Consider the following 21966-nt stretch of genomic DNA (forward strand, 5'->3'; position numbering starts at 1 on the left):
AGGGTTTTGGTGGCGATTGGATTGCACGTGTAACAGCGAATGGCCCTACTAAAGGGGAAGACCAGATAGTCGCCGCACCACGCATCAATAGAACGTAGTTCCACTCCCACGGGCGTGGGGAAGACTGTCACTTTCCCCCAACTGGGCGGCGCAAATCGGAAACACCCCCACGGGCGTGGGGAAGACCGTAGACCCGTAGACCCGTAGCCATCGCAGCCGGAAACACCCCCACGGGCGTGGGGAAGACTTTCGCCGGGCAGACATGGAAGGGAATACTGGCAATTGCCGAAGAACTCTTCACCTGTCGTTGTCGCAACATTGCCTTACCCCAAGGTTCTATTACTATGATGTTATTGTATGTAACAATATAATATCAGAGCTACGAAAAAAACTATCAATTTAGTTTTCCTCTCGCCCACTAATACCCTACGCTCGAACACACTGATATAGGTTCCAAAGGCTGACGGGATTGGGCACAAACCTGTGCGCCAAGAATGTCCCCACACACCCACTCCCCCCATGAACGATAATACGGTCTGCCTCTCCCACCCTACATAGACAGCCCCTGCGCATGACCACCCAAGATCTCTCCGGCCACACCCCCATGGTGGATCAAGAGCAGCTATTCTCAGGGACAAAAATACAAAATATCACTTTAGAATCAAATAATTAAAGAAAGCTACGCCCCACCCCTCCCTGACTTGTTATGGGCATGAATTGGCGTGTTTTGGCGACTAAATTGTCCCAAATTTGTCCCAAGAATTTGACCGTCAACTTATGGCATATCCTGGCGTATGCAGGCATATTGTGCTGGACCATGCTCTCGTTCCTCGGAGTACGATATAGCTCTCACATGCAGTACGCTCAAACGCGCTACAACGTCTTGTCCGATACGAGTTAGCGCGGCACTGTCGCGGCACATGATGCGAAAGGATTTCGCTAGTGCCATTCACACCTTACAATTTTTACTCCGACAGACTATGTCTTCCCAAGTTCCGCAGGCGACAGTTGCCCCGTCGTTTTCTTGACCTTGAGTGGTATACGCAGAAATCGGGCGCCATTTTCGTCCGCGTCAGGCAAGCGCCCCGCGCAGATGTTTACCTGTATGGACGGCAACAACAGCTTCGGCACTAAAAGCGTCGCATCACGCGCCTGCCGCATTGCTACAAATTCCTCTTCGGTGATACGGTCGTTCACATGGATGTTGGCTTGACGCTGCTCGCGCACCGTCGTCTCCCAGCGATGCTCCTCTCGGTCCGGCCCCGTGTAATCATGACAAAGAAGCAGCCGCGTGCCGCCGGGCAGGTCAAGCAGACGACGAATCGATCGATAGAGCGCGCGCGCATCGCCTCCCGGAAAGTCTGTGCGCGCCGTCCCGTAATCTGGCATGAACAAAGTATCGCCGACAAACGCTGTGTTGCCGATTCGATAGGTCATATCGGCGGGGGTATGACCTGGCGTATGCAGCACCTGTATTTCCAGCGCCCCCAGTTCGATCCGATCACCCTCGGCAAGAAGCTGGTCGAAATCGGACCCGTCTGCCTCCAGATGATAAAGCGCAAAAACAGGACGAAAAATCTTCTGCACCTCTTGGATGTGCTCGCCAATGGCAACCCGTGCGCCTGTCTTCTCTTTGATGTAGGAAGCAGCCGACAAGTGGTCGGCATGGGCGTGCGTTTCGAGCACCATGGTGATGCGCCACCCCTTTGCCTTTGCCAGCGCGAGAATATGATCTGCGGACGTGGTGTCAACCTCGCCGCTGGGCATGTCAAAGCCTAAAACCGGGTCGATGACAGCGGCGACACATGCGACGGGCTCCACGACCAGATAGCTGATCGTATGGGTATGTTTGTCAAAGAACGCTTCGATGATGGGTTCGGCAACCACGGCAATCTCCATAAATGCTTGCTAATTATATTAGAACATGCTAAATTAGAATTGTCTAATTAAAAAGGTCTTTTAATGTTCGAAGTCACCATGGATCTCGCAACGTTCGAACAAAAGGCGGGTACTGTCGCACAAACCTTGAAAGCGCTCAGCAACACTCGCCGCTTGATGGTGCTGTGCAAACTGATCGAACACAAAGAACGAACAGTCGGGGATCTCGCCCTGGACGTGAACCTTTCGCAGTCGGCGCTCTCGCAGCATCTTGCCAAAATGCGTGAGCAAGGACTCGTGGACTTTCACCGTAAAAGCCAAACATTGTGGTATCGGGTGGCCGACCCCCAGATTGAGACACTGCTGGCAACACTCTATCAACTTTATTGTAAGGATTGACCCGATGACCATGATCCCCATCCCCCCGGCCGAGGCGCGGCGCCTGATCGACACAGGGGCCAAACTCATCGACATTCGCGACCGTGACGAATATATGCGCGAACACATAGCCGAAGCAGTCAATGTCCCCATGACCGAGATCGATGGCCTCGAAACCGACAATCGCCCGGTCATCTTCCACTGTCGTTCCGGCGCACGCACTCAGGCCAATTCGTCCCGTCTGGTCGGCGCGACCAGCGCACCGTGCTACATCATTGAAGGTGGGCTTGATGCGTGGCGCCGCGCCGGACTGAAAGTCGAGCGCGATCAAGGTCAACCGCTGGAACTGATGCGACAAGTACAGCTTTGCGCCGGAGGCTTGACGTTGCTGGGGGTAGTCTTCGGGTTCCTCGTCGATCCGCGCTTCTTCGTTCTACCCGCGATTGTCGGAACGGGAATGATGATTGCCGGAGCAACGGGCTGGTGCGGGATGGCGCGGTTGCTGCGGCGCATGCCGTGGAATCGCCGTATGGCGATCTGACCCGAAGCGCGGATAGCGGAGATACACCTCACGCTCGCCACAGACAGCCTGATCGGGATTGTACTGGGCTTTGCCGGCAATCCTCGCTGTGTCGCTACCCGTCAACGCGGTGGACCGACTCTATCCAGGTAGCGACCAGCTTCGCTGCAGTGGTGGTGTGTGGCAGCCTTTGCTGTGGCCGGCGTCATCGATGCGGCTTTGCGCGCACAACTTGGCAAGATCGTCGATGGTTCGCGTTTGCTGATGATCAACATAGGCCTGTCAATGCTGCGTCAGCGCGGCCACAGAGTAAACACCCGATGCGGCTTACGCGTGAAACTGTCGAGTGCGGAAATTTGGATGATCCTTGACATCTATTACTTGGACAATAAATAACTGGCTGCGATAACCACACCTTTATGACAATTTTGTCACCAGAATGCCATGTTGTCGACAGAACGTGAACCCTAAGATGCAAGGCACGACACGCATTTGACTCAGATCAACGCGTCGCGCGCAATCATTTTCAGGAGCCACGATGATAGTAAACAATCACCAGCAAGCCACAGCTACTCGCTTTCGCCGGTCCGCGTATCGCCTCGCCCTGGCCTTCGCGCTCTCTACAGGCATTTCGGGTGTACAAGCCGCAACATCCGCCGACCCGTTTCCGCAGCCCGTTTACATCACTCTAACCAAAGCCAACGCTGTGCAAGAGATGGCAACATCCAACAGCCTGGATGGGTTGCCTACGGCCCATTACGATGCCATTTCAGCCGACGGCAAACTACTGATGGTGAGCAGCAAGGATCAGCCAGAGGCCTATCTGCTGGACGCACAGACCGGCCAAAAGCTGGCAACCTACAAAATCGGCAAAGTGCCCCAAGGCGTCGCCATCAGCCCTGATGAACGCTGGGGCATGGCTGTGGCGGCCGGTGAAGATACCGTATCGGTCATTGACCTGAAGACCAGAAAATTAGTCAAGACGATTACCGTTGGTAAAACGCCCCACAACATTCGATTCACGCGCGACAGCAAAATGGCGTACGTCACCCTGCAAGGGGGCACGGGCGTAGCGGTGCTGGACATGTCGTTGCTCAAGAAGGTGGACGAAATCCCCGTTCCTGGCATAAAGGGCCCGCACAATCTTGACCTCTCGCCTGATGAGAAGACGCTCTGGGTGCGAGACTTTGTCGGTAAAGTCGCCGCAGTGGACATTGCATCGCACAAGGTGAAAGCGGTCATCCCGGTCGGCCTGGGCCACGGCGGCATTGATGTCACACCGGGCGGCAAGTACGTGGTCACCGGCGCGATCGCGGATCATCTCGTCGATGTCATCGATCCAAAAACCATGCAGGTCGTCAAACGTGTGGATGTCGGCCAGGGGCCGCACGGCGTGCGGGCCAGCGCCGATGGGCACTGGATATACGCATCCATCACTGGAACCAATCAGATCGCCGTCATAGACGCCAACACACTGGACGTCGTCAAGCAAGTCCCCACCAAGGGCGACGTGCCTTTCTGGATCTCCGTCGTGGGAAACGACTAATCATCCCGGATCGGCAAGGTGGTGCCGCGCACCGCCACCTGACTGTTGAAACACAGGAAACCCTTCATGAAAAATACGCATCCGCGCGTCATTCCACGACGCCAGGCCTTACGCAAGCTCGCCCTGACCGCCGGCACGGTAGCAGCGCTCCCGCTTGCGGGGCTGCTGGGCGTCTCCCCTTCCTTTGCGGCGCAGCCTCCGGGCAAAGCCAGCAAAGCCGCAGTGAAATACCAGGATCACCCTGACGGCACATCCTTCTGCGCCAACTGCGCCAACTTCACGCCGGGATCAATTTCCGGCGCACCCGGCGCCTGTCTTGTCGTGGCGGGCGAAATCAGTCCCATGGGATGGTGCCTCGCCTACGCCGCCGACTGAGGGCCAGATTCAGAGTTGATAAGATAATCCCTTTTACGATAGAGGCTTGCACATGGCCATCCTCGTCATTGAAGACGACATAAAAACGGGAAACTATCTTCAGAAAGGTCTGTCCGAGGCGGGCCACCACGTGGATCTAGCACGCAACGGCATCGACGGCCTGCATCTTGCCCGGGAACAGCGCTATGAGCTACTGATCCTGGATGTGATGCTACCTGGAAAGAATGGCTGGCAGGTCATGGCGGAAATACGGCGGCTCTCGGACGTGCCGGTTATTTTTCTCACTGCGCGGGACCAGGTCGAAGACCGCATCCATGGCCTACGACTCGGTGCGGACGACTATCTGGTCAAGCCATTTTCCTTTACCGAGCTGGTTCTACGGGTGCAGACGCTGCTGCGGCGGGGCGTCACGCATGAGCCTACGACGCTACGGCTTGCAGACTTGGCGCTGGACCCCATTCGGCGCAAAGTCTCACGGGGCAGCGTCACGGTCACGCTGACAAACAAGGAATTCATGCTTTTGCACTTGCTCTTGCAGCGGCAGGGGGAAGCATTGCCGCGCTCCGTCATCGCCTCGCAGGTCTGGGACATGAACTTTGACAGCGACACCAACGTGGTGGATGTCGCGATCAAGCGCCTGCGTGCAAAGGTCGATACCCCTTTCGATCAAAAGCTGATTCACACAGTACGCAGTATCGGCTACATGCTGGCGGAGCAGCCGTGAAGCATCCATTGCTGCAGTCACTCACGGCACGCACCGCCATTCTTTTCGCCATCGTCTCCTGCATGGTGGTCTCCGGCTTGGGACTTTATCTGTACGCCGAGGCAAAGCAGGCACTCGAAACCCGTGCAGACTACACACTCGTGGGCCGTGTGGAGCGCTTTCGCACCTTGCTCCAGGATCTCTACAACATCCGACAGATGGAAAAACGCCCCGACCTGTTCGAAAGCATGCTGGGCAACGAGCAGGACGTACGCATCTTCCAGCGCGTGGGGGAAAAGCCATTCATCGATGTGAACCCGGGACACATGACGATCCCTTCTTTGACGGCCGTTCCAGTGGATCAGGACGTCGGCATCGACGCGCTGCGCGCCGGAACTCGCGCCGACGGCGTCGGTGTGCGCTGGGTTTCGGCACTGGCCAAAGTAGGAGGTCAAGACGGTACGGTCAAGATCACGGCCGCCTACGTCATGACGCAAGAGTCGCAAATGCTCAAGGCCTATTGGCTACGCGTCATGGGCGCGATCGCACTAGCCGCGCTACTGAGCTCGATACTGGGCTTTTTATTCCTGAAGCGCGGCCTGGGTCCGTTGGAAGTGATGGGAAAACGCGCCCGGCAGGTGTCATCCACCAACCTCGCGGTGCGCTTGCCGGAAGAAGACATGCCCTCTGAACTGCGCCAGCTCGCCCGTTCGTGCAACGCCATGCTGGACCGCATTCAATCGGGCTATGAACACCTGTCCCAATTCTCGTCTGATCTCGCCCACGAGATACGCACCCCGGTCAATGTCCTGATGGGGCAAACCCAGGTGGCGCTGGCGCAGCCACGAAGCGCCGCCGACTACGAAGCGCTGCTCGCCTCCAATCTTGAAGAGTTGACGCGCATCACACACATTGTGGAAAACATCCTCTTCCTGTCGCGTGCCGACCACAATGCAATCGCGCTGGAACGCCAGCCCATCGCGCTTGCGCAGGAATTGGAAAAAATAGCGGAATATTTTGAAGGCCTGGCCGACGAACGCGGCATGTCGTTCGCCGTCGAAGCAGATGGCACCGGTTACGCAAACATTGTCATGTGCCGGCGTGCTGTCAACAACCTGGTCATCAACGCGATCCGCTACGGAGACGCAGACACTCGGATACGCCTGGCGGCATACGCCGATCGGCAGGGATTTACAGTCGCCGTCGAAAACCACTGCCCTCCCGTGACACAGGAGGAAGCCGGACGCATGTTCAGACGCTTCTATCGCGGAGACGCCTCGCGCAGCCTCCCCACCGAATCCAATGGCCTGGGCCTCGCCATCGTTGCCGCTATCATGGACATCCACGGCGGCGGTGCTCGGGTTGAAACTTGCAATGACGGGCGGATTCTGTTCTGCCTGGATTTTCCGGTCGAACGAATGGAATCAACCCTAAGCGGCCTGGGACACGCGGACCACCACGCTTCCCGCCGCCGAATTCGCACAGGTCCGATGTCACGTTCCCAACACACAGGAGAACCATCATGCGCCATCCCTGGAAAACGGACATCGTGCCGTCCGAAATCACCCCCGAAGCCGTCTGGCAAGGACGGCGGCGGCTCCTGAAGAGCGCCGCGCTTGCACCACTCGCTTTGGGAACATCTCAGGCAGCGTCGGCAGTATCAGACACTGGCCCCACAGGCCCGGTGCTCCCCGCCTCGCGCAACGCCGAATGGTCCACCGACGAACTTGCCAACAGCTGGCAGGACATCACGACCTACAACAATTTCTATGAATTCGGCACCGGAAAGGGCGACCCCGCGAAATATGCCGGCAAAATGCAGTTGACCCCGTGGGCGGTGCAGATTGACGGCGCAGTGCGCCGGCCGATGACCCTGGACATTGATGACTTGCGTAAACTCGCGCCGCTCGAAGAGCGCATCTACCGGTTGCGCTGTGTCGAAGCGTGGTCTCTGGTGATCCCCTGGATCGGCTATTCGCTTTCGCATCTGCTCAAGCACATCGAACCGACGGAGGCGGCGAAATATGTAGTCTTCACCACGGTCGTACAGCCCAAAGCCATGCCGGGCGTGCGACAAGGCATCCTCGACTGGCCCTACGTCGAAGGGCTGCGAATGGACGAAGCCATGCATCCGCTCACATTGCTCACATTCGGGCTTTACGGCCACGAACTGCCCGCGCAGAATGGTGCGCCAATGCGCATTGTCGTCCCCTGGAAGTACGGGTTCAAATCAGGTAAATCACTCGTACGGATTCACCTGCAATCCACGCAACCAACCACGAGCTGGATGCGGGCGGCCCCGCGGGAATACGGCTTTTATGCCAACGTGAACCCCAGTGTCCCCCACCCGCGCTGGGGCCAGGCCACCGAGCGGCGCATCGGCTCGGGCTTGTTCGCTGCCCGCATTCCGACGCAGCCCTTCAATGGGTACGGGAAAGACGTGGCCGCGCTGTACCAGGGCATGGACCTGCGGCAGAATTTCTAAGGTACCTTATGTCACATCACGACATACGATCCGAACGAGCCCGGTCAAATGTCCACAGGCCCGCCGCAGCCCAAACAACACCGCCCAGGCGAAAAGGCGGCAGCTTCACGCTCGGCCTGAGCATTCACCTATTCGGACTATTCCCTATTCTGCGCTGGGTGGTGCTCGGGTACCTGGGCAGCCTGAGCGCGAACCCGCAGGAATTCCTGACGCGATCCAGTGGCATCTGGGCCTTGGCACTGCTCTGGGCGACCCTCTGTGTAACCCCTATCCGGTGGATCACGAAATGGAATGGTCTGGCGCGCCACCGCCGAAAGCTTGGCCTATACGCATTCTTCTACACTATCCTGCACGTCATCGCCTGGGCACTCTGGGACCGGGGAGCAGCACCGCTGGCCATGTGGGTCGACCTGTGGCAACGCAGCGTCATCGGCATAGGCGCCCTTGCCGTCCTCTGCCTGATACCCCTTGCCGTCACCTCGACCCACGGCTGGATTCGCCGACTGGGCGGGTGGTGGATGCGCCTGCATTGGCTGGTCTATCCTGCCGCCATCCTGTCTGTTTGGCATTTTATCTGGATGCGGGCCGGAAAAAACGACTTCTTTGAGCCACAACTGTACGCCTGGACGCTGTTCGCACTACTGTCCGTGCGTATAGCACGGTGGGTCAGACCTAAAACCACGCATGCGAGTTGAAACCATCTCAATTTCGTAGATGGCTCCATGACCACCACCATACCCATTCACACACACGGTTAGCATTGAGTTTTTATCGATATTTCGTTGAAAGTACTGACCAATCAGCTCGCCTCCTCAACTCCGATACCACCCGACACCAGCCTCTCGGGTGTAGTTGCCCGGCGCGCGGCGGGATCTCCTTAATCAACACCGTATCTCGGACCGGGCGTGCCTCGCGGGGCCATCGCAGCAGGTATGCGGTCGGATCAGCCGCGCTGCCATGACCGAGAGCGCTGTGTCGAGAAGCGATTACAGCCAACCCGGCTGGTTGCTCCAATCTGCCGGGAAACCAATCTCAGCCAAGTTCACCTCCGGATACCTGGTAAATAACTCTTTCAACTGATCCGGCCACGCCTGCGGCAGACCTGTCTGGCGCCATAGATAATTGATGACCGTCGCCACGGCATAGAACGATTTTGAATCGGAAAAGCGAATGCCTGCCTTGCGATAATCCTTGGGTGCAACTCCGAGTGTCACGCGAAGAAGTTGCCCACTGTGGGCCACCATATTACGTACAACCGTCAAGGTGTGAATCCACGATTCAAATACCTCGGTCGCGTCAATATTGAAGCGTCGGCTAATTGCTTTGCGATCATTCGGATTCTTCAGCAACTGGTAGGTTCTAGACCAAAGCCCAAATGTCACGCACTCACACACCGACCAACTGGGCGGAAGACGTGGCGTACTGTACCGTAGGAAATAATGCTTCACGAACGTCTTGTCGCGGGCCCGCTCCACCTCGGCCTCGATCTTCACTACAAGTTCGGCCGCGCCTTGGCGGCGTCCTTGTCTGAACAAACTGGCATCCAGGAACCAATGTGGCGAGTGCTTGAGGCTCAGGTAGTTTGCCATCACAACCCGCACCGCAATTTCCAAGCGCTCGATGGCTGCCATGGTGAGGGCTCGCAACTCTCTATCGAACTCGCAGCGACTGACGATTTGTTCAAACCGATGGCCAGCCGGAAAGGCCTTGGTGACCGGATCGACCAGATGATACCAGTATCCTTTGAGACGATATCCGCCCACGAAACGCATATAACTGAGCGCCCACTCACGCCTAGCGTCATCCACCACCAATCCTTGCCGCTCCAACTTCTGGAGAAGCTGCTCCGGCGAAGATGCTGGTTTATTGAATGGAACGCAATTTATTGCCATGGTATAGATGCAAAAAACCCGCCTTTTGCACGTCTGCATAGAGCAGAACCCTACCCGAAGATAGGACGTGTGGCGGGTGTGTTAAGTCAATTCTAACCCAACTACCTCGTCACACACAAGCCGAAAGACCAACAGCCGAAAGACCAAGAAAAGCTGGTGTCAAGCCGTTCGTGACAACATCTCCGTTGATGGCGCTGCCTTGCGCACGCCGCCCTTTTTGAACCCGCGATCTCCCGCCATGAATGCTTCCAGCATGTGTGGAATCAACGTCGCGGCATCAACGGTTTCTCCATACGTCTGCGCATGCAGCGATGCATAACGCTCCAGCTCGGCTTTCAGGCTGGCCGGGCATGCAAAGGTCAGTTTGATGGTTTCGATCTTGGGCAACGGCCCGAGCCGCAGTTTTCGGGTGGTGGTCATTGTGATGCTCCCTTGTTGAAGAAGAATGGCTGGTATGGCCGCAGCACCAGATCGCGGTTGACGATGATGCGCACCGGCAGGCCGGGTCGGCTGGTCAAGGTGGGCTGGATGTTCATGTTGCGCCGGGCCATTTCCTGGCCGACTTGGTTGATGCTGTCCTGGGCGCTGTCGCGTCCGGCGATAATAATGCGCTCGCCGTCCTGGCGATTTTCCGGCGCGGCCAGTTCGGCGCCGACGCCTAAAAGCGTTGTCAGCACGGCACCGCCTATGATGCGATCCCAGTGCCAGTCCACATCATCTTCCAGGCCGGCGTAGCCCGCCGGGTCGGTGCCAACCAGGTTATCCAGGGTGAGCGAAGACGTATCGGGCAGGATGATCCGGTGCCACACGACCTGAACCCGGCTTTGGCCGTAGCTGACCTGGCTGTTGTAGCGGCCCAGGATACGCGATCCTTGCGGAATCAACAGGTACTTGCCGGTCGCAGAGTCATAAACAGGTTCGGTGACGGTGCCGATCACGTCACCCGGAAGATCGGACTTGATGCCTGTTACCAGCGCGGCGGCGATGACCGTACCGGCCATGACCTGATACGGCGAGGCGGGCAATTGCAGATTGCCAGAGTTACGGGTTTGCGTAGAGCTGGATTGCAGGAACGCCTCTTTCTCGTCTTGCCGGCTCTGTGCGGCAGTGGGATCGGTGGATTGCGCCGCTGTCGAGGCTGGCCCCGCGGCCAACGGGTCGAAGGCGGCCAAGGTACTATCCGTCCCCGACGCCACCGGCATGGCCTGCGCAGCCGCCGCCGAAGGTTGGCCAGACTGCCCCTGACCGGTACGGAAAAAGACCGGCGAGGCGGCGGCCGCTTCGGCCTCCTTGCGCCGCGCTTCGCGTTCGGCGGCTTGAGCGTCAACGCCCGGTGGCGCATAGGTGGCAACCGCTGGCTGCTGGCTGTTCACGATGGCTGGTCCCAGGTCGCCCGGCAGCGGCGGCCCGAGTTCCGGCACATCGGGCGGCAATTCTTGTGTAGGTAGCATGGAATAATCCGCAGGCAAGGCATCAAGCTCTTCCGATTTTGACACCCTGTCTACGTTGTAAAGCTCGGTCTGTGCGCCTGCGCCGCGCCGCTGGGGTTGCAGCGACCAGATAGTGGCACCCAGCACCACCACCGATAGCCCGCCTACCAGCAAAGCCAGTGTGCGGCGGTTCAGCCGCGTGACGGGTCGTGGCTGGGCGCGCAGCGCCACGGTTTCAGGGGCCACCTTATCCGCCGCCTGGGGTGAGGCTTTATCGGGTGTATGTTCCTCGCTCATGCTCAGTTCCTCCGAGCCACGCCATCGGTGCGCTCAATGCGCACCACGTCGCCCCGATCACCGCCCAGGCGCAGCTCGGCCGCACCAAACAGCCGATCCACGATATAGTACGGCGAACGGAAACGGTAGTTGACTAGTTGGCCGTCGCCTGCAGCGTCGATCACAAAGAGCGGCGGCAGCTCCCCATGAGCGATGCCAACCGGAAACTGGATATAGACCTTCTGCCCATCATCAAAGGCGCGCAGCGGCTTCCAGGGCGGATTGCTGCCACTGACCGTGTAGCGGAAATGCAGCTTTTCCAGCGCCAGCCCGGTATCCACCGGCGCAGTAGCTTGTGCGGCCTGATTCTGACGCTGCAGGGCCAGCATCCGATCCTTCGGATACTCCCAGGACACCGACGCCATCCACGTCTTTTCGGTGGAAGTTAGCTCAAGCAGATAAGTGCGGCGGTTGGTGGTGATGACCAAATTCGTCTTCAAGCCTGAGCGGATAGGTTTGACCAGGACGTTCACGCGCAGGTCTGCGCCGCTGCCGCTGGACGTATCGCCTACAATCCAGCGCACCGTGTCGCCGGCAGCCACCGTCACCAGCTCCTCGCCGGGCTGCAGCGCAATCACCGTCACGCGGCCCACGCCGGTATAGAGCTGATAAAGCGCCCCGTCGCTGTAGGGCCAGACCTGAATGGCATTAACGTAACCCTCGCGGGTGGGCGCGACACGGGCTTCGGCATTGGCGCGGGACACCCGTACAGTTTCATCGGCTGGTTCCGGCGTAGGCTGGCCCGCATCCGTTCCCGGCAAGGGTTTCAGTTGCGCTGGCAGCGCCAGAGGCTCAGGCACGGCAATCACTTCGACCGGGCTAGGCGGTTCCGGCAATAGTTCGGCCTGCACTGGTTCATCAAGCGAGATGGCAGGCGGTGGCTTACCCTGGGTCGCGCAGCCCGCCAGGGCAATCAAGGTCAACGGAAAAACGTAAAAGCGTAAAGACGGCATCATCGCTGGGCTCCTTCAGACGAATCGAGTTCACGGCTCCACGACAGGCCATTGACGTAAAGCCCCAGGGGGTTTTTGCGCAAACGCGCTTCGGTGCGCGGCGGCTGATGCACGATAGACACCACCGCCGTCCAACGCTCCAGACCGGCGGACGTACCATTGACGAAACGGCGCTGCGTCCAGCGCACGTTGAAGGACGTGTCGCTGGCGCGCACGACGCTGCTAATCTGCACCGTCACCGATTCTTTGCCGATACGGGTAAAGGGGTCGTTCACCCGTGCGTAGTCATTCAGCACAGCGGCCCCCTTGTCCGTGGTGTAGTCATAGGCATCCAGCCAGTTCTGGCGCACCACGATGGGGTCGATGGATAGCGAGCGCACCAGTGTGATGAAACGCGCAATATGGTGAGCGATCTGTGCATCGTTGGGCCGGTACGGCGTGGCGGCTTCCCCCACGGCGCGCACCTGGCCCGCGTTATCCACCTCCACGACATAAGGCGTGACGATGGACTGCATCGAGCGCCACACGAGGCCACCGGCCATGAGCAGCGCCAACAGCAGGCAACCGAAGGCCATCAGCCGCCAGTTCCTGGCTTGCACCCGCGCCGAACCGATACGGTCATCCCAGACCTGGGCGGCAGATTGGTAAGGTGTGGCCGGTTGCGGTGATTCGGCATAACGCACCAGCGGTCGTTTGAAACGCATGAGGGTTCCCCTTATGAATCGGAATCACGCAGACTCGGGCCTTGGCCTGCGCCGCCGCTGTCGCCACCGCGCAGCGCGTGGGCGGCGGTCGTAGCGGCTTGCGTCAGTTGTTGTCTGCGATGCAGACGTTTGGCCCAGGCCGGTTGTGCGGCAGGGCTAGCTGTCTCGGATGACCTCGCAGCGGACGCGCCAGGCCCGGCGCCGGACGCAAAAGCCGACCCCGCTGCCCCTTTGAGACCACCCCCCGCCCCAGCACTCGTCTGGAAGGCCGATTGGATGCCGCCCGCGCTTGCACCGATGGAGCGGGCCGCGCCCGAAGCCATGCGAGCGGCGCCCGGAACCATGCGCGCGCCTGCCGCCACCGCACCGCCGACGCCCGTGGCGGCCGCACCGATGGCGACGGCCGTCCCCACCGCGCCCACGGCGGCACCGGCCATGGAACCCGCACCCAACTGTGGCCCGCCCGAGACCAGCCCCGTAGCGATGCCCGGCCCGAAGATGCCGAGTGCCAGCAAGGAGAGCGACGCCAGCATGATGACCAGCGCATAATCAATGGACGGTTCATCGGGATGCACCTGGAACTCGGCGAACAAGCCACTGCCAATCCCAACGATCACGGCCAGCACCAGCACCTTCACACCCGACGACACCACATTGCCCAGCACCTTTTCGGCAAGAAATGAGGTCTTATTCCAAAGCGCAAACGGCACCAACACGAAGCCGGCAAGCGTGGTCAGCTTGAACTCGATCAGCGTCACAAAAAGCTGAATCGCCAGCACGAAGAAACTGAGCACCACCACCATCCAGGCCAGGAACAGCACCACGATGGGGTCGATGTTGGCGAACACCTCGGGAAAGCCCGCCATGTCGCCGATCTGCTCCAGAATGGGCGCTGCGGCATCAATGCCGGTCTTGGCCAGTCGCCCGGGCTGCAGAAAGTTACCCATGCTCAACGACGAGCCCGAGGCCATCAGCCCCAGCCCCGCGAACGAGCGGAACAGGATGCTGGCCAGCGCGTTGAAATTGCCGATGATGTAAGCGAAGGCGCCGACATAAAGCACCTTGCGTAGCAGCTTGGCGATTACGTCGTCGCCCTGGCCGCTGGCATGCCCCAGCGACCAATACAGTCCGGCGAGCGTCATGTCGATGACAATGAGCGTCGCGGTCAGAAACGCCACTTCGCCTTGCAGCAGGCCGAATCCCGAGTCGATGTAGCGCGCGAAGGTATCGAGAAATCGATCAATGACGGCAACGTCGTTCATGGCGCAAATGCTCCGTTCTTCAGTGACCGTAGAAGTTCACGGCTTGCGGCGTGTACGGCGTACCAGTGCCCTGGAAGCGCCGCCGCACTTCGCGGGCGCGCTCGGCCACGACGGCTTGCTGGACTAGCTCCAAAGAAGCGGCGCGGTCTTGGGTGATCTGAAGCTGTTGCGCCTGGATGGTCTGCTTAGCCTGCAAGGCCAGAAGCTGATTGGTCGCCTGCATGGCCTGCAATGCGCCTTGCGCGGACTGGCTTTGGCTCACCAGATCAATCAGTGCGCTTTCATCGTCGCGCAGATTCTGCGAGGCTTGCGCCTGCACACGCATGGCGGTGTGCAGACCATTAAGCGTGTTCTGCCAGCGCGCACGCGCATCCTGGGCCATGCTGTCGCCGCTTACAGTCGCGGCATACTGGTCGGGATACAGGCGGGCAAACTCCTGGTCCATGTTTGTCACCTCGTAACTGAGCCCTTGCGCCTCGTCGATCAGACGCTCGGTAGCGGTCAGCGTGGTGCGCAAGCGGTTCACGACGTCGAAATCCAGGCTCGCCAGATTGCGAGCCTGATTCATCAGCATCTGCGTCTCGTTCTGAAGCTGGTTGATCTGGTTGTTGATTTGCTGCAGCGTGCGAACGGCGGTCAGCGTGTTCTGCGTATAGTTGGATGGGTCAAAAACCGTTTTCCACGCCCAGGCGGGCGACGTCGCGAGTAACGACACCGAAAGCACAGCGGCGATTGATACAGATAGCGTGCGGGTTTTCATGGCAGGGTCTCCTGTAGATGAGAAGAAACGGCAGTGACTGAGGGCACAAAGCCGGAGAAATTAGGCAACAGGTCAGCGGCCCAATCCAGGCCACGATGGCGCAGCCAGGCACCCGTGAAGCCGGATACGCCGGCTTCCAGCAGAATGCGGTCGATGTCGCGCTGATCTTGCGGGGTCGAAGCCCCTGCAAAGGCAAGCGTCGCGGGCCCGAGATCAAGGTCGAACAGGCGATTCCCCAGGCGGGATTGGTAGTAGTAATCGCGCTTGGGCTGGGCAGTCGCGACAATCTCGATCTGTCGGCTGTTCAGCCCGAAACCTTCGTAGATCGTGCGAATCTGCGGTTCAGTCGCCTGCGGGTTGGGCAGGAAAATGCGGCTCGCGCAGCTTTCGATGATGGCCGAAGCAATGCTCGAATCCTTGATGTCAGCCAGCGATTGCGTGGCAAAAATCACCGACACATTCTTCTTTCGCAGGGTCTTCAACCACTGCCGGATGCGAGCGGCAAAGGACGGTTCATCCAGAAACAACCATGCCTCATCCAGAATCAAGAGCGTGGGCGCGCCATCGAAACGCTCATCGAAGCGGGCGAAGAGATAGCGCAGCACCGCCTGCACGGCGGCGGGACTGTGCATCAGCTCTTCCATTTCGAAGCCCTGCACATCGGCCATGCCCAGACGGTCATGGTCGGCGTCTAGCAGCTTGCCATGCGCACCGCCCAGTACATAGGGCGCAAGCGCTTGACGCAACGTGTTCGATTGCAGCAGCACGGAAAAGCCCGTCAGTGTGCGCTGTTCCACCGGCGCACCCGCGAGACTTCCCAGCGCCGACCAGATGGCAGCCTTGTCGTCAGGGCTGACGGCCATGCCTTCATGCTGCAAGCGACCTTCGATCCACTCCGCTGCCCAGGTGCGGTAGCCTTCGCGGTTAATGCGGGCCAACGGCTGGAAAGCGATGCCGCCATCGGCACCCAGGTCGTAGTGCTCCCCGCCCAAGCCCAGGATGGTAGCGCGCATTGAGCGGCCCATATCGAAGGCAAAGATGCGTGAGCCGTGATAGCGGCGAAACTGCTGAACCAAGACGGCCAGCAACACTGACTTGCCCATACCGGTCGGTCCCGCGACCAGGGTGTGGCCTACGTCACCGATATGCGTCACCAGCCGAAATGGCGTCGCGCCCTCGGTACGCGTGACAATCAGTGGCGGGCCATCCAGGTGATCATTCTTCTGCGGCCCGGCCCACACCGCCGACACCGGCATCATGTGCGCCAGGTTCAATGTAGACACAATAGGCTGCCGTACATTGGCATAGGCGTTGCCGGGGATGGACGACAGCCAGGCATCCACCGCGTTCAGTGTCTCGGGGATGGTCACAAAGCCCCGGCCCTGGATGACGCGCTCAACCATACGCAGTTTTTCATCGGCCACGGCGGGATCGGCATCCAACACTGTTACGGTAGTGGTCACATAGCCGAAGGCGACCTGATCGCTTCCCAACTCCTGCAAGGCGGCATCCGCATCGGCGGCCTTGTTGCTGGCATCGGTATCGACCAGCGGCGACTCCTGCTGGAAAATCGTTTCCCGCAGCAGCGCCACGACATTCTTGCGTTTGGCGAACCATTGACGACGCAGGCGGCGCAGTTCCTTTTCCGCCTCAGCTTTGTCCATGCACAGAAAGCGCGTGCTCCAACGATAAGCAAAGCCAAGTCGGTTCAGGTCATCCAAAATTCCCGGCCAGGTGGAGGTCGGAAAACCGCGCACCGACACCACACGCAAATGGGTATCGCCCAACGTCGGCGTCAGCCCTCCGACCAATGCGGAATCGGTCAGCAGCGCATCCAGATGGAACGGCACCTCCGGCACGCCAATGCGGTAACGCCGTGTCGAGATGGTGGAATGCAGGTATGTGAGCGTCTGGGCGTCGTCCAGCCACGAAATTTCCGGCATGACGCCATCGAGCAAATCAAAGACACGATCCGTTTCCGCTATGAACGCGGCCAGGCGCTCGCGCCAGTTCACGCCGTCGGAAGGACGGTTTTCGTAGAGCATCCCCGCCGCACGGGTGCGGGATTCTTCGGGTGGCAGGAACGCAAGCGTCAGGTGGTAGCTGCTCTCGAAGTGATTGCTCGTCTCTTCAAACGCGGCACGGCGCTCTTGATCGATCAGCCAGGACAAGGCTTCAGGAAAGTCTGAATGGGGATAGTCTGCCGCCGGGCGGCGCTCAGCTTCGATGAACAGCGCCCAGCCGGATCCAAGGCGGCGTAGCGCATTATTCAAGCGTGCCGACGTGGCGATCAGCTCGCCTTGGGTGGCGCTATCCAGATCCGGCCCGCGAAAGCGCGCCGTGCGCTGAAACGATCCATCCTTGTTCAGCACCACGCCGGGCGCAATCAACCCGGCCCAAGGCAGCCAGTCGGCCAACAAGGCGGGACGCTGGCGATATTCCGCAAGGTTCAGCATAGTGTCATCCCCCTCACACGTCCAGCAGCGTCTTGTGCTTGATATGGCGTGCGAAAACCTGCATGAATTGCGGATCAACACGCGCGCCCCATACGGCAAGCGAATGGCCGACGATCCACAGCACCACGCCCGGAATCCACAGTTGCAGGCCCAGCCCCACGGCAGCAGCCAGCGTGCCGTTGGCAATCGCTACAGTGCGCGGTGCGCCGCCCATCAGAATCGGCTCGGTAAGCGAACGATGCAGAGGAATCTCAAAGCCTGGGGCGAAGCTGGGCGCGCCTTCGTTGTTCGCGTTCATACGACGGCCCCACCGGAGAAACTGAAGAACGACAGGAAGAAGGAGGACGCAGCGAACGCGATGGACAGGCCAAAAACAATCTGAATCAACTTGCGAAAGCCGCCGCTGGTGTCGCCAAAGGCGAGCGCCAGGCCGGTGGCAATAATGATGATGACCGCGACGATGCGCGCCACCGGCCCCTGAATAGATTCGAGAATGGATTGCAGCGGCCCCTCCCAGGGCATGGAGGAACCGGCGGCCTGCGCCGCGCTCGCCACCAGCATCAACAGCACGGTCAGCAGCAGCCCTAGCAGCGCTGGGTGGGCAAGACGGCGTAGGCACTTCACAATGGAAAGCGGAACGACGGAAATACGGAAGGCATCAACAAGCGTCATGACAAGTCTCCATGCAGAGCAGAGGCTGGGAAGGAAGGCGATGGCTCAGCAAATTCCGACTCCAACGCATCGGCCAGTTGGTAACCCACGCCATCAAAGCCGACGACACGGGCAATGTTTTCGATGCGGCGCTTGCGGCCGCGACCGGCGATGTAGATCACAACATTGACCGCCTCGGCAATCAATGCACGCGGCGGGTTCACCGCCACTTCCTGAATCAGTTGTTCCAGACGCAGCAGCGCACCCACCGCGGAGCCGGCGTGGATGGTGGCAATACCGCCCGGGTGGCCCGTGCCCCAGACCTTGATGAGATCCAGCGCTTCGCCGCCGCGCACTTCACCGACCACCACACGGTCAGGGCGCAGGCGCATCGTGGCGCGCACCAGCTCCTGCATTGTCACGACCCCCATACGGGTGCGCAGCGGTACATGGTCGTTCGCGGCACATTGCAGCTCCACCGTGTCTTCGAGCACCAGCACGCGGTCGCCCGTGGCGGCGATTTCAGCCAGCAAAGCATTAGCGAGCGTGGTCTTGCCCGTGCTAGTGCCCCCAGCAATGAGGATGTTCTGCCGCGCGTGTACCGCTCGCACCAAAAAGCCTGACTGGACGGCGCTCATCATGCCGTCTGCTACGTAGCGTGTCAGCGGAATCACGCCCACCGCCCGCTTGCGCAGCGCAAAGGCCGGGCCGGGCGCGGCGGGCGACAAGATGCCTTCGAAGCGTTCGCCGGTTTCGGGCAGTTCCGCGCTCAGTAGCGGCTGGCCGCGATGCACTTCCGCGCCGACGTGTGCCGCCACCAGGCGGATGATGCGCTCCCCATCCGCTTCGGACAGCTCCAGGCCCAGCGGCGCCCGCCCGCTGGAGAGACGATCCACCCATAGCGAGCGGTCTGGGTTCAACATGATCTCCACCACGTCGGGGTCGTCCAGTGCGGCGGCGATCACTGGCCCCATGGCGGTACGCAGCATCTGGATGCGGCGATCCAGGGCGACGGCGGCAGAAGACTTGTGCACGGCGCTCATGAGACACGCTCCCTCGCCTCAGCCCGAGGCGCCATTTCATCCATGTTCACGGACTCGGGGTGCAGCTCCTCCACCACGTCACGCACCAGGCTGCGACCGCGCAGCAGGTGGCGGCCAAGCTGTTCGACGAATTGCTCGAAACGTGCCTTACCCTGCGCGCGGGCGACGTCCTGATGAACTTCGGGAATCGGCGTGTTGACCATCAGGTAGTAGCGCACGAAGAGCGCCAGCGTCTCGATCTGAATGTTCTGGTCGCGCTCCAGGCGCTCGAACTGGCGCGAGAGCCGGTCCAACCGCCTGGCCATCGCCGCTTCGCGCTGGTCGCCGGCATCGGGCGATAGCCAGGACGCCAGCGCCGCCGCCACGATGGACGACTTGGATACACCTTTCTTGGCGGCCAGTTCATCCAAGCGCTTGGCGTGCTCAGGATGAATAAAAAGATTCAGGCGATAGCGACTCATAGCTGGATTCCGTCATCAAGGTCGAGAGAGGCCATGCGCGCCACGCGCTGCAAGGCGGGGTCAAGCTGGCTGGGCAGCATGGGCTGCGGATCGTCGTCATCCAGCAGTGACAGATCACTGGCCGGGTAGACGGGTTCGGGGACATAGGAGACGCTTTCCGCAAGTTCGGGCTGGCGACGCGGGCCGCCATCATCAGCCGTGCCACCTGTGCCATGGTTTTCCATCGCGTCGGCAGCAGCTGGAACAGCCGGAATCGCCAGCGCGCTCCAGTCGTCAGGACGGGCTGGCGGCGCATCCGCATAGCGCTCGGCGGCAAGCGCGAGCGGCGGCAACACCCGCTGCGAAAAATTGGCATCCGCGTAATAGCGCAGTTTCTTGGCCTTGATCGGCGGACTACTTCCCACCATCACCACGGCCTCATCCGGCGGAAGTTGCATGACCTCGCCGGGGGTCAGAAGCGGCCGCGCCGTTTCCTGGCGCGACACCATGAGGTGCCCCAGCCAGGGCGCGAGTCGGTGGCCGGCATAATTGCGCTGCGCCCGCAGTTCGGTGGCCGTACCCAGGGTTTCGGAAATCCGCTTGGCCGTGCGTTCGTCGTTGGTGGCAAACGTCACGCGAACATGGCAGTTATCCAGAATCGAATGGTTCTGGCCATAGGCTTTGTCGATTTGGTTGAGCGACTGCGAGATCAGAAAGCTGCGGATACCGTAGCCAGCCATGAAGGCCAACGTCGTCTCAAAGAAGTCGAGGCGGCCCAGCGCCGGGAACTCATCGAGCATTAGCAGCAGCTTGTGGCGGCGCTCGATACCGTCGGAACCGTCCAGCGATTCGGTGAGCCGCCTGCCGATCTGGTTGAGAATCAAGCGGATCAGCGGTTTCGTCCGTGAAATGTCCGAGGGCGGTACGACCAGGTACAGCGATACCGGATGGTCGGATGCGATCAGGTCGGCGATACGCCAATCGCAGCGCGACGTGACTTCGGCCACCGTGGGGTCGCGGTACAGACCCAGGAACGACATGGCGGTGGACAGCACGCCCGAGCGCTCATTGTCCGACTTGTTCAGTACTTCACGGGCGGCAGAGGCCACTACGGGATGCGGCCTGCCACTTTCCCCGCCTGTGCCCAGATGTGTGGTCGTCATCATCCGATGCAGTGTTAATTCAAACGGACACGCCGGGTCGGACAAAAAGTTCGCCACACCGCGCAGCGTCTTGTCTTTACCCGCATAGAGCACATGCAAGATGGCCCCGACCAGCAGCGCGTGACTGGTCTTTTCCCAGTGATTACGCTTCTCCAGCGCACCCTCTGGGTCAACTAGGATATCGGCGATGTTCTGCACATCGCGCACTTCATGCTCGCCCCGGCGCACCTCCAGCAACGGGTTGTAGCCCGCCGAGCGGCTATCGGTGGGGTTGAACAGCAGGCAGTGCGAGAAGCGTGCACGCCAGCCCGCAGTGATCTGCCAGTTCTCGCCCTTGATGTCGTGGATAACGGCAGATGCCGGCCAGGACAGCAAGGTGGGCACCACCAGGCCCACGCCCTTGCCCGAGCGCGTGGGTGCGAAGGCCAGGACGTGTTCCGGCCCTTCGTGACGCAGGTACTGTTTCTCGTATAGACCAAGGAAGACGCCCGTGGGCTCAGTCAGCCCCGCCTTGCGGATATCGCTACTGTCGGCCCAGCGTGCCGAGCCGTAGGTGGTGACCAGCCGCGCCTGGCGCGAACGCCAGATTGACATGCCAATGGCGACCACCACGGCGATCAGGGCACTGCCTCCAGCCATCATGCCCCCGGCGTTGAACACCTCTGGGGCATAGGCATCGAAAAAGAACCACCACTCGAACAGTCGCCAGGGGTGGTAAATCGGTGTGTCGAGAAAACCAAACCAGGGCGCCCCCAGGCGTGGCTGATAGCCCAAGGCGGCGGCCGTCCATTGTGTGGCGCCCCACACTCCCGCTATTACGATGCCGAATACGACGGCGATCTGCCCGAACAGCACGTTCGTCCCTTGCATGGTCTGGCCTCCGATGATTCCTGCGCTGATTCCCCGTGGAAAGACGGCACGTAGGTGTGCCCGCTATACGAGGATCGGTGCCGGGTCTGTGCCGGTCAAAGACTGTTATCGGGACAATGCT

Annotated in this window: 23 protein-coding genes; 9 read left to right on the plus strand and 14 right to left on the minus strand. The window is 60.1% G+C overall.

What is annotated here, in order from left to right:
* Nucleotides 1-978 precede the first annotated feature (978 nt).
* The gene (locus tag VDQ28_RS01355) at nucleotides 979-1899 is read right to left on the minus strand and encodes an MBL fold metallo-hydrolase (protein ID WP_323012449.1); all 921 of its coding nucleotides are present in this window, start codon (nucleotides 1897-1899) and stop codon (nucleotides 979-981) included.
* A 63-nt stretch (nucleotides 1900-1962) separates the two neighbouring features.
* On the opposite strand from VDQ28_RS01355, the gene VDQ28_RS01360 reads away from it, so the two are divergent.
* The 9 genes from VDQ28_RS01360 to VDQ28_RS01400 all read left to right on the plus strand — a co-directional run bounded on the left by VDQ28_RS01360 (nucleotide 1963) and on the right by VDQ28_RS01400 (nucleotide 8580).
* A complete protein-coding gene (locus tag VDQ28_RS01360) occupies nucleotides 1963-2277 on the plus strand; it encodes a metalloregulator ArsR/SmtB family transcription factor (RefSeq protein WP_323012448.1) in 315 nt (104 codons plus the stop codon).
* 4 nt (nucleotides 2278-2281) lie between these two features.
* Nucleotides 2282-2797 (plus strand): rhodanese family protein, encoded by a 516-nt coding sequence (locus VDQ28_RS01365; protein WP_323012447.1) that lies wholly within the window; start codon nucleotides 2282-2284, stop codon nucleotides 2795-2797.
* A gap of 159 nt (nucleotides 2798-2956) precedes the next feature.
* Nucleotides 2957-3172: a hypothetical protein gene (locus tag VDQ28_RS01370; RefSeq protein WP_323012446.1), complete on the plus strand. Its 216-nt coding sequence runs from the start codon at nucleotides 2957-2959 to the stop codon at nucleotides 3170-3172.
* Between the two features lie 142 nt (nucleotides 3173-3314).
* Nucleotides 3315-4322, plus strand: a complete 1008-nt coding sequence (locus VDQ28_RS01375; protein ID WP_323012445.1) for a YncE family protein — start codon at nucleotides 3315-3317, stop codon at nucleotides 4320-4322.
* 66 nt (nucleotides 4323-4388) lie between these two features.
* Nucleotides 4389-4697 (plus strand): high-potential iron-sulfur protein, encoded by a 309-nt coding sequence (locus VDQ28_RS01380; protein WP_323012444.1) that lies wholly within the window; start codon nucleotides 4389-4391, stop codon nucleotides 4695-4697.
* A gap of 52 nt (nucleotides 4698-4749) precedes the next feature.
* Nucleotides 4750-5421 (plus strand): heavy metal response regulator transcription factor, encoded by a 672-nt coding sequence (locus tag VDQ28_RS01385; protein WP_323012443.1) that lies wholly within the window; start codon nucleotides 4750-4752, stop codon nucleotides 5419-5421.
* Nucleotides 5418-7004 carry a heavy metal sensor histidine kinase gene (locus VDQ28_RS01390; RefSeq protein ID WP_323012442.1) on the plus strand — a complete coding sequence of 529 codons (1587 nt, stop codon included), beginning with the start codon at nucleotides 5418-5420 and terminating at the stop codon, nucleotides 7002-7004. The genes VDQ28_RS01385 and VDQ28_RS01390 overlap by 4 nt, the downstream gene beginning before the upstream one ends.
* Nucleotides 6923-7885 (plus strand): protein-methionine-sulfoxide reductase catalytic subunit MsrP, encoded by a 963-nt coding sequence (gene msrP, locus VDQ28_RS01395; protein WP_323012441.1) that lies wholly within the window; start codon nucleotides 6923-6925, stop codon nucleotides 7883-7885. Before VDQ28_RS01390 ends, msrP begins: the two co-directional genes overlap by 82 nt.
* Nucleotides 7886-7893: 8 nt before the next feature.
* Nucleotides 7894-8580: a protein-methionine-sulfoxide reductase heme-binding subunit MsrQ gene (locus tag VDQ28_RS01400; RefSeq protein WP_323012440.1), complete on the plus strand. Its 687-nt coding sequence runs from the start codon at nucleotides 7894-7896 to the stop codon at nucleotides 8578-8580.
* Between the two features lie 291 nt (nucleotides 8581-8871).
* Here the strand turns inward: VDQ28_RS01400 and VDQ28_RS01405 are convergent, their stop codons facing one another.
* The 13 genes from VDQ28_RS01405 to VDQ28_RS01465 form a co-directional block, all read right to left on the minus strand.
* The gene (locus VDQ28_RS01405) at nucleotides 8872-9696 is read right to left on the minus strand and encodes an Abi family protein (RefSeq protein WP_323034342.1); all 825 of its coding nucleotides are present in this window, start codon (nucleotides 9694-9696) and stop codon (nucleotides 8872-8874) included.
* A 240-nt stretch (nucleotides 9697-9936) separates the two neighbouring features.
* Nucleotides 9937-10197: a DUF2274 domain-containing protein gene (locus VDQ28_RS01410; protein ID WP_323012438.1), complete on the minus strand. Its 261-nt coding sequence runs from the start codon at nucleotides 10195-10197 to the stop codon at nucleotides 9937-9939.
* Entirely contained in the window at nucleotides 10194-11504 is a 1311-nt protein-coding gene (locus tag VDQ28_RS01415; RefSeq protein WP_323012437.1) for a TrbI/VirB10 family protein, read from the minus strand. The genes VDQ28_RS01410 and VDQ28_RS01415 overlap by 4 nt, the downstream gene beginning before the upstream one ends.
* Before the next feature lie 2 nt (nucleotides 11505-11506).
* Nucleotides 11507-12499 carry a P-type conjugative transfer protein TrbG gene (gene trbG / locus VDQ28_RS01420; RefSeq protein ID WP_323012436.1) on the minus strand — a complete coding sequence of 331 codons (993 nt, stop codon included), beginning with the start codon at nucleotides 12497-12499 and terminating at the stop codon, nucleotides 11507-11509.
* Complete coding sequence (gene trbF / locus VDQ28_RS01425; RefSeq protein ID WP_323012435.1) at nucleotides 12496-13200, minus strand: conjugal transfer protein TrbF; 705 nt, start codon at nucleotides 13198-13200, stop codon at nucleotides 12496-12498. Before trbF ends, trbG begins: the two co-directional genes overlap by 4 nt.
* Nucleotides 13201-13211: 11 nt before the next feature.
* Complete coding sequence (gene trbL, locus VDQ28_RS01430) at nucleotides 13212-14462, minus strand: P-type conjugative transfer protein TrbL (RefSeq protein ID WP_323034310.1); 1251 nt, start codon at nucleotides 14460-14462, stop codon at nucleotides 13212-13214.
* Nucleotides 14463-14481: 19 nt separating this feature from the next.
* Nucleotides 14482-15222 (minus strand): P-type conjugative transfer protein TrbJ, encoded by a 741-nt coding sequence (gene trbJ / locus VDQ28_RS01435; RefSeq protein WP_323012433.1) that lies wholly within the window; start codon nucleotides 15220-15222, stop codon nucleotides 14482-14484.
* A complete protein-coding gene (trbE, locus tag VDQ28_RS01440; protein ID WP_323034311.1) occupies nucleotides 15219-17678 on the minus strand; it encodes a conjugal transfer protein TrbE in 2460 nt (819 codons plus the stop codon). Before trbE ends, trbJ begins: the two co-directional genes overlap by 4 nt.
* 13 nt (nucleotides 17679-17691) lie before the next feature.
* Entirely contained in the window at nucleotides 17692-17976 is a 285-nt protein-coding gene (locus tag VDQ28_RS01445) for a VirB3 family type IV secretion system protein (protein WP_323034312.1), read from the minus strand.
* Entirely contained in the window at nucleotides 17973-18350 is a 378-nt protein-coding gene (locus VDQ28_RS01450) for a TrbC/VirB2 family protein (protein ID WP_323034313.1), read from the minus strand. The genes VDQ28_RS01445 and VDQ28_RS01450 overlap by 4 nt, the downstream gene beginning before the upstream one ends.
* Nucleotides 18347-19372 carry a P-type conjugative transfer ATPase TrbB gene (gene trbB, locus VDQ28_RS01455; protein ID WP_323034314.1) on the minus strand — a complete coding sequence of 342 codons (1026 nt, stop codon included), beginning with the start codon at nucleotides 19370-19372 and terminating at the stop codon, nucleotides 18347-18349. Before trbB ends, VDQ28_RS01450 begins: the two co-directional genes overlap by 4 nt.
* Nucleotides 19369-19833, minus strand: coding sequence for a CopG family transcriptional regulator (locus VDQ28_RS01460; protein ID WP_323034315.1), 465 nt, complete (start codon nucleotides 19831-19833; stop codon nucleotides 19369-19371). The genes trbB and VDQ28_RS01460 overlap by 4 nt, the downstream gene beginning before the upstream one ends.
* Nucleotides 19830-21845 carry a conjugal transfer protein TraG gene (locus VDQ28_RS01465; protein ID WP_323034316.1) on the minus strand — a complete coding sequence of 672 codons (2016 nt, stop codon included), beginning with the start codon at nucleotides 21843-21845 and terminating at the stop codon, nucleotides 19830-19832. The genes VDQ28_RS01460 and VDQ28_RS01465 overlap by 4 nt, the downstream gene beginning before the upstream one ends.
* Between the last annotated feature and the right edge of the window lie 121 nt (nucleotides 21846-21966).

Origin of the sequence: Pararhodobacter sp. (assembly GCF_034676545.1) — a bacterium.
GTDB lineage: Bacteria > Pseudomonadota > Alphaproteobacteria > Rhodobacterales > Rhodobacteraceae > Pararhodobacter.

What these genes read in the sequence shown, in the direction of transcription:
- VDQ28_RS01355 (WP_323012449.1), bottom strand. Translation starts at nt 1,899, where the DNA reads ATGGAGATTGCCGTGGTTGCCGAACCCATCATCGAAGCGTTCTTTGAC.
- VDQ28_RS01360 (WP_323012448.1), top strand. Translation starts at nt 1,963, where the DNA reads ATGTTCGAAGTCACCATGGATCTCGCAACGTTCGAACAAAAGGCGGGT.
- VDQ28_RS01365 (WP_323012447.1), top strand. Translation starts at nt 2,282, where the DNA reads ATGACCATGATCCCCATCCCCCCGGCCGAGGCGCGGCGCCTGATCGAC.
- VDQ28_RS01375 (WP_323012445.1), top strand. Translation starts at nt 3,315, where the DNA reads ATGATAGTAAACAATCACCAGCAAGCCACAGCTACTCGCTTTCGCCGG.
- VDQ28_RS01380 (WP_323012444.1), top strand. Translation starts at nt 4,389, where the DNA reads ATGAAAAATACGCATCCGCGCGTCATTCCACGACGCCAGGCCTTACGC.
- VDQ28_RS01385 (WP_323012443.1), top strand. Translation starts at nt 4,750, where the DNA reads ATGGCCATCCTCGTCATTGAAGACGACATAAAAACGGGAAACTATCTT.
- msrP (WP_323012441.1), top strand. Translation starts at nt 6,923, where the DNA reads ATGCGCCATCCCTGGAAAACGGACATCGTGCCGTCCGAAATCACCCCC.
- VDQ28_RS01400 (WP_323012440.1), top strand. Translation starts at nt 7,894, where the DNA reads ATGTCACATCACGACATACGATCCGAACGAGCCCGGTCAAATGTCCAC.
- VDQ28_RS01410 (WP_323012438.1), bottom strand. Translation starts at nt 10,197, where the DNA reads ATGACCACCACCCGAAAACTGCGGCTCGGGCCGTTGCCCAAGATCGAA.
- VDQ28_RS01415 (WP_323012437.1), bottom strand. Translation starts at nt 11,504, where the DNA reads ATGAGCGAGGAACATACACCCGATAAAGCCTCACCCCAGGCGGCGGAT.
- trbG (WP_323012436.1), bottom strand. Translation starts at nt 12,499, where the DNA reads ATGATGCCGTCTTTACGCTTTTACGTTTTTCCGTTGACCTTGATTGCC.
- trbF (WP_323012435.1), bottom strand. Translation starts at nt 13,200, where the DNA reads ATGCGTTTCAAACGACCGCTGGTGCGTTATGCCGAATCACCGCAACCG.
- trbL (WP_323034310.1), bottom strand. Translation starts at nt 14,462, where the DNA reads ATGAACGACGTTGCCGTCATTGATCGATTTCTCGATACCTTCGCGCGC.
- trbJ (WP_323012433.1), bottom strand. Translation starts at nt 15,222, where the DNA reads ATGAAAACCCGCACGCTATCTGTATCAATCGCCGCTGTGCTTTCGGTG.
- trbE (WP_323034311.1), bottom strand. Translation starts at nt 17,678, where the DNA reads ATGCTGAACCTTGCGGAATATCGCCAGCGTCCCGCCTTGTTGGCCGAC.
- VDQ28_RS01445 (WP_323034312.1), bottom strand. Translation starts at nt 17,976, where the DNA reads ATGAACGCGAACAACGAAGGCGCGCCCAGCTTCGCCCCAGGCTTTGAG.
- VDQ28_RS01450 (WP_323034313.1), bottom strand. Translation starts at nt 18,350, where the DNA reads ATGACGCTTGTTGATGCCTTCCGTATTTCCGTCGTTCCGCTTTCCATT.
- trbB (WP_323034314.1), bottom strand. Translation starts at nt 19,372, where the DNA reads ATGAGCGCCGTGCACAAGTCTTCTGCCGCCGTCGCCCTGGATCGCCGC.
- VDQ28_RS01460 (WP_323034315.1), bottom strand. Translation starts at nt 19,833, where the DNA reads ATGAGTCGCTATCGCCTGAATCTTTTTATTCATCCTGAGCACGCCAAG.
- VDQ28_RS01465 (WP_323034316.1), bottom strand. Translation starts at nt 21,845, where the DNA reads ATGCAAGGGACGAACGTGCTGTTCGGGCAGATCGCCGTCGTATTCGGC.